This is a genomic window from Thermanaerothrix sp. (assembly GCF_056331585.1).
This window is the reverse complement of record NZ_JBWGPQ010000063.1, coordinates 1-6,187: the sequence shown is the minus strand read 5'-3', so window position 1 is coordinate 6,187 and position 6,187 is coordinate 1. Positions and strand designations below refer to the sequence as shown.

Here is a 6,187-nt window from a genome sequence, read left to right as displayed (position 1 = left end):
GGTGAGTTTTGGTCTTGGTCGACTAAACTCTACTACAAAAAGCCCTATCCGCTTACGTTATTTTTTGGCGAAGGTATTGCATTTGGAATGCAAAAAAGAACGTGCTTGCTTTCCTAATAGCAGGCACGTTCTTTAAAAAGTGTTGTTCTTGTAAAACCCTCGTGGCTACCTTAAGGCTACCTTAAAATGAACGAGAGGATGATCAGGATAACGAAGAAGGTGCCAGCCAACGTCCCAATACGTTTGAGGTCGCGGATGACATAAGAATAATCCGGATTGAATTCGGTGCTACTGGCACTGCTCCGGGGTGAAGGGTTGGGCCGTGCCTCAACCGGTCGGGCGGCAGGGGCTGGACGTTGCGAGGATGTGGACGACGAAACACGGCGTTTTTGCTTCTTGCTCATGGCTAACTCTCCCAAGTAAGTGAACTGGTTATTCTTGCAACCGCGCAGTCACGACGATGCGCTGGTTATCTACCATATAAGGATAACACGAGATTAAGGTAACGATAGGTTCTTGCGTGGGCGCCATAACCTCAACCCGGGTTGGCTCGACAATTTGTGTCTGTTGCACAATATATATATATGCCCGTTGGTTGCTGTAAAGGATGACCTGATCGCCGGGCTTGAGTTTATCTAGGTCGCGAAAGATTTCGCCAAAAATATCGTTGTGGGCAGAAAGGACAATGTTCCCACGCTGGCCCGGGTTGGGCGTTCCCAGGCGTTGACCAACCCCTTTTTTCAACTGCTCCCAGCCATCGCCTTGCACCACCGGCGCATCCACGTTGATAGCTGGGATTTGAATGCGGATGGCTTGCTCCACGCCAGGGGTTGGGGTGGGCAATTCTGGCAACGAGAGCATGACCGGGCGCAGGTGTTCGGGAATCTCGGCATCGTTGGGGCGCGGCCCGCCGGGCGAATTGGGTGGGGTGTGCCCGCCAGGCAAGACCATGGCGGTGATGGCCGGCGTGGGGGTCAGGGTAGGTTGCGTGATGAGTGAGGCAACTTCGCGGTTGAGGTCGCGAATGAGCGTGAACCCGTTTAGCAGGACAAAAGCCAGCCCAAGGACGGCCAAGACCTCGATCCCCAACAGCACGCGGTCCAGCCAGGTGCGCGGGGGTCTTGTACTCGTAGGGGGGGCTTCCTCAATGAGTGAGCGGCTGGAGAGATGATCCAACGATGTTTCAATGGGATGCTCCTCAACCAGCATCAGGCGGCCGCTACGGCGAAAGTGCTCCAACCGCTTTTGACGCCGCGCCCGTTGCTTCTCGATCAGCAACAAGCGCAGTTCCTCAATGGAGAGGTCCTCAGCAGAACGTTTGCGCGGCATACTTAACTCCTTGGGTTGCCCTAGCCCGGGTGTGATTATACCGTATTCTCAATGGAAATCCCCGCACCATAAATAAAACATAAAACACGAAAGGATGGCGTGCACGAACAATGCCAAGTTGGGTAAGTTAGAAGAGTTAATGGTAAGATTTGATTATATGGTTTAATGCTTAGGAGGTTTTGAATGCTTAAGCGTTGGGGATTAGGGCTACTCATCCTACTTGTGGGTTTCTTTGCGTCTACCTATGATGTTGGCGCTCAAAATGACATCACATTTGCTGGTTTGGAGATTGACCTCTGGCCGGAATATGATCGTCCGGACATGCTAGTGATTTATCGTATCACGTTAGATAATTCGGTGAAACTGCCGGCGCAATTGACGCTTCGTATCCCCGCCGCCGTAGGCGCACCTTACAACGTGGCCTATGAAGACACGGCAGATGGGAGGCTTTATAATTTGAATTACTCGACCCAGATAGAAGGGGATTGGATAAAGGTTAGTTTCACAACACCCTCTCCGGTTTTGCAAATTGAGTATTATGATCCCAGCTTGAAAAAAGAAGGTGCATTACGCACGTTCGAATATCTCTGGCCGGGGGATTACGCCGTTAGGGATCTCACGGTGGTAGTGCAACAGCCACCCACAGCCACTGCTTGGACGCTCATTCCTAGCATGGGAAGCGGTGTTAAGGGCGAAGATGGTTTGACCTATTATCACTATGCGGTAGGGGAACTCAAAGCCGGTACCTCTTTTGTGCTGCGCCTGCAATATGAAAAAGCAAATGATGACCTTAGTGCCCCGATGCAACCGGTTCAACCTGCCGCTCCTATTGAGTTGGCAGGCTCGGAGCAAAGTGGCCCCTGGTACACTCAGGTATGGGTAATCGTTATGGGAGCAGGGGGAGTACTCATTCTGACCGGGTTGTTGTGGTGGTTTGCCCTGACCCGTGTGCCGGCCCAAGAAAGGACCGGCAAGCGCCTACGCCATGCATCACGGGCAGGAATATCCTCTACGCGCGGCACATCACCGTTGCGGGGCTTATATTGCCCGGCGTGTGGTCATCGCGTTCAACCTGAAGATCGCTTTTGCCGCACCTGTGGAACACGCTTGCAACAGGGATAAACCCGGTCCTACCCCCGTCCCTTGTCGGGGGTAGGGTGGTGGCATATAATCAAAGAGAATTTATGGGTAAGAACACGGAAAATGCCAATGAATGATAAACCTTCAACCGATATTACAACTCAAACCACCGTACCCCGGCATGGCTCGGTGAGTTGGTTACGGATGCTTTCTGAAGCCTTGCAAGTCATCGTCCTGGCGTTGCTACTGTACTTCGTTATTGACACCTTTATTGCCCGAGTACGGGTCGAAAATATCAGTATGCAACCTACGCTCAAGCCTGGGGAATTTGTGATTGTGAGTAAAATTGCCTATCGCACCGGGCAGGTGCAGCGCGGCGATGTGATCGTTTTTCGCTATCCTATGAACCCCCGCGAAGATTACATCAAGCGGGTGATCGGTCTGCCGGGAGATCACATTGAAATCCGTGATGGCAAGGTATTTGTCAACGGTCAAGCCCTTGAAGAATCGTATGTTGCGGCTTCCCCCAGTTACAACGGGGTGTGGGATGTGCCGCCGGGACAGTTGTTTGTATTAGGGGACAACCGTAACCAGTCTTCGGATTCGCATTCGTGGGGTTTTGTGCCGATGGAGAACGTTGTGGGCAAAGCCCTTTTGGTCTATTGGCCACCCAGCGACATTAGACTGCTCACGCCATCCTCGGTGGTCAATGCCGCGCACTGAATGGTCTTGGGAAAGCCCTATGGAGATTCGATAATGGATACGTTGAATGATTTGATTGCACAAGCCCGTCTCTACATGCAAGAACTACCTCCGCTTGAGTTGCCGTCGGGTTGGGATGAGCAACCCCTTACGGCATTGATTGATCATACTTTGCTCAAACCCGAAGCGACGCCACTTCAGATTGATCAACTCTGTGCGGAAGCGCGCCGCTATGGGTTTGCGGCGGTTTGTGTCAACCCAGTGTATGTGCCACGGGCAGTGCGTGCCCTGGCAGGCTCAGGGGTGCGGGTTGCAACGGTCACCGGTTTTCCCCTGGGGGCGAACGGACGGCGGGCTAAATTGAGCGAAACACAAATTGTGATCGAAGAAGGGGCAGTTGAGATAGATACGGTGATTGCTATTGGCTTGCTCAAAGGGGGCGAATATGCGGCAGTGTATGATGAATTAAGTGCCATGAGTGAAGTGTGTCACCGGTTTGGTGTACTTCTGAAAGTGATTATCGAAACCGCGTTGTTGGAACGGGAAGAAAAAATCCTGGCCTGTTTGCTTGCAAAAGCCGCAGGCGCAGATTTCGTAAAAACCTCCACCGGATTCAGCACTAGCGGTGCAACCGTAGACGATGTAGAATTAATGCGAAGAGTGGTAGGACCGCAGATGGGTGTCAAGGCGGCTGGCGGTATTCGCACCTTGGAGGATGCACAAGCCATGGTGCGAGCAGGGGCCAACCGGCTGGGCACCAGTGCGGGGGTCAAGATTGCGGAGGCTTTAGCGGTTGGAAGATGAGAAAGATGTTTGCTTCTCCCGGTTTTCCTGTTCGTCCCTGTCCAGAATGTCAGGCGGGGCAGTTGCATCGCCAGTATTTGGCCTACTACACCTGGCTGGGGAATGATTTAATTACCGTGCCTGATTTTCCGGCCTGGGTGTGTGATCTATGTGGGCGTCGTGAGTATGACATCAACGCACTCAATCGGCTCTCGTTAATCTTGAGCCCCACCGCAGGGAGCGCACCCAAACGGCGACGGCGAGTCCGTCCCCAAGTGCGTCAACGGGTTAAGAACCCCCGCCCTAGTCAGTCTGAATAGTCACAATTGGTTTAGAAAAGGGCAAATTTCAACGGTCGGCTCTTTGTAAGCCGACCGTTTGCTTTTGGAAGTAATGTGATGGGACTCTTGACACTTAATTCCAAAATTCCACTATAATAAAAGCACGATACTCTTTCCGGAAGGAGGAAGAATTCATGGCAAGCGTTACCTTTGAGCACGTCACCAAGCGCTTTGGTGACTTTGTGGCGGTCAACGATCTAAACTTGCACATCGAAGACCGCGAGTTCCTGGTATTAGTTGGGCCTTCGGGATGTGGGAAGACCACTACGTTGCGCTGCTTGGCAGGTCTGGAGGATGTGAGCGAGGGCATTATTAAAATTGGCGACACCATCGTCAACGATGTGCCCCCCAAAGACCGCGATATTGCGATGGTCTTTCAGTCATATGCGCTCTATCCACACATGACCGTCTTTGATAATATGGCATTTGGTCTTAAGCTGCGCAAAGTGCCCAAGGAAGAGATTAAGCGCCGGGTAGAAGAGGCTGCTCAGATTCTGGGCATTGAAAACCTGCTCAAGCGTAAACCGCGTGAGCTTTCGGGTGGTCAGCGTCAGCGTGTGGCCGTAGGGCGTGCCATTGTGCGCGAGCCGAAAGTCTTCTTGTTCGATGAGCCACTTTCCAACCTGGATGCCAAGTTGCGTGTTCAGACGCGCGCGGAATTGAGTAAGTTACATCAGCGCCTGCAAACCACGTTTGTATATGTGACCCATGATCAGATGGAAGCCATGACCATGGCCACGCGCATCGCGGTCATGAACAAAGGCGTGTTACAGCAACTTGATACCCCACAGAATTTATATGACCGCCCGGCTAACCTGTTTGTGGCCGGTTTCATTGGGTCGCCGTCCATGAATTTCTTCCCCGCACACATCCGGAAAGACGGCAATGATCTCTACGTGGACGCTGATACCTTCAAGGTGAAGATTCCAGAGCAACGTGCTAAACCCTATTACAACTACGCTGGGCGCGAGGTGATCTTTGGTATCCGCCCTGAGGATATTCATAACCCGCAGTTTGCGCCGCCTGGCATCCATGCAGAACCGGTGGAAGCGCGGGTGGATGTCATCGAGTTAATGGGGAATGAAATTTTCCTCTATCTAGTCAATGGACGCCACAGTTTTGTGGCCCGAGTTGATCCGCGCACGCGCTTTACCATGGGTCAGCAGGTACAGGTGGTCTTCAACATGGATAACTTCCATATCTTTGATCCGGCGGTAGATCGCGAGAACCCGGTGGCAGTGCGGTAAGCCCCTTGGTAAGTGCTACAGCGGTGGGCGCGGTTGTTGGAACTGCGCCCACCATTTCTCTTAAGCACTCCTCGAAGCCAATTTCTGCCCGCCCAGGGCAGTGATGAGGGCCAGGGTTAACGTCAGTAGTCCCATGGCTGTGAAGGCATCTTGCCAAAAACGCAAGGGGAAGAGACGTATTAGCGTATCTGAATAATAGAACAACCAGGTATCGCCTTCAAAAAAGAGGCGATGGAAGGCCGTGAAGAGCCAGTTAAAACTAACCACGACCCCAATGAGAATCAGAAGGATTAGCCCCAAGGTGAGCCAGCCGCCGCGAGACAGGGCGCGCCAGAATGCGCTTCCTTGGCGTGTGTGCCAAATCCAAATGCCTACTACCCCGTAGAAAATGATTAAGGCTGTCCAGACGTGCAACATGAGTTGCACTAAATTCTTCACATCCACCATATGGCGTAACTCACGGGTATTATAAAGGGGCTGACCATTGGACAGGGTTTGATCAGCCAAGAACGAAATATCAGCTTGATTGAGAAGATACATGAGCGAGTAATTTGCCCAGTATAGACGCTCTTCGGTGGTGAAGCCGAACGGGTCAGGTGGAAAAGCGGGGAGGTGATAGGCGATTTGAAGGTAAGTCGGCGTAAGCAAGGCACGGATAGCCGTTGTGATCAGCAACAAAGGTAGCAGAATTGTGGTCAAGCCCAA

Annotated in this window: 8 protein-coding genes; 5 read left to right on the top strand and 3 right to left on the bottom strand. The window is 52.3% G+C overall.

The genetic code is table 11. From position 1 onward, the window contains the following. Nucleotides 1-176 precede the first annotated feature (176 nt). Both AC01YT_RS13330 and AC01YT_RS13325 read right to left on the bottom strand, forming a co-directional pair. Nucleotides 177-404 carry a hypothetical protein gene (locus AC01YT_RS13330; protein ID WP_476676195.1) on the bottom strand — a complete coding sequence of 76 codons (228 nt, stop codon included), beginning with the start codon at nucleotides 402-404 and terminating at the stop codon, nucleotides 177-179. Nucleotides 405-432: 28 nt separating this feature from the next. Further along, nucleotides 433-1,329: a sortase gene (locus AC01YT_RS13325; RefSeq protein ID WP_476676193.1), complete on the bottom strand. Its 897-nt coding sequence runs from the start codon at nucleotides 1,327-1,329 to the stop codon at nucleotides 433-435. A gap of 183 nt (nucleotides 1,330-1,512) precedes the next feature. On the opposite strand from AC01YT_RS13325, the gene AC01YT_RS13320 reads away from it, so the two are divergent. The 5 genes from AC01YT_RS13320 to AC01YT_RS13300 all read left to right on the top strand — a co-directional run bounded on the left by AC01YT_RS13320 (nucleotide 1,513) and on the right by AC01YT_RS13300 (nucleotide 5,482). Next, nucleotides 1,513-2,451 (top strand): zinc ribbon domain-containing protein, encoded by a 939-nt coding sequence (locus tag AC01YT_RS13320; protein ID WP_476676191.1) that lies wholly within the window; start codon nucleotides 1,513-1,515, stop codon nucleotides 2,449-2,451. 87 nt (nucleotides 2,452-2,538) lie between these two features. Then, nucleotides 2,539-3,132 (top strand): signal peptidase I, encoded by a 594-nt coding sequence (lepB, locus tag AC01YT_RS13315; RefSeq protein WP_476676189.1) that lies wholly within the window; start codon nucleotides 2,539-2,541, stop codon nucleotides 3,130-3,132. A gap of 33 nt (nucleotides 3,133-3,165) precedes the next feature. Next, nucleotides 3,166-3,915: a deoxyribose-phosphate aldolase gene (deoC, locus tag AC01YT_RS13310; protein ID WP_476676187.1), complete on the top strand. Its 750-nt coding sequence runs from the start codon at nucleotides 3,166-3,168 to the stop codon at nucleotides 3,913-3,915. A gap of 5 nt (nucleotides 3,916-3,920) precedes the next feature. Beyond that, the gene (locus tag AC01YT_RS13305; protein ID WP_476676185.1) at nucleotides 3,921-4,214 is read left to right on the top strand and encodes a YgiT-type zinc finger protein; all 294 of its coding nucleotides are present in this window, start codon (nucleotides 3,921-3,923) and stop codon (nucleotides 4,212-4,214) included. Nucleotides 4,215-4,369: 155 nt separating this feature from the next. Further along, nucleotides 4,370-5,482: an ABC transporter ATP-binding protein gene (locus tag AC01YT_RS13300; protein WP_315624229.1), complete on the top strand. Its 1,113-nt coding sequence runs from the start codon at nucleotides 4,370-4,372 to the stop codon at nucleotides 5,480-5,482. A 60-nt stretch (nucleotides 5,483-5,542) separates the two neighbouring features. Here the strand turns inward: AC01YT_RS13300 and AC01YT_RS13295 are convergent. Then, the coding region (locus tag AC01YT_RS13295; protein ID WP_476676182.1) for a TIGR01906 family membrane protein at nucleotides 5,543-6,187 on the bottom strand (645 nt) is incomplete at its 5' end.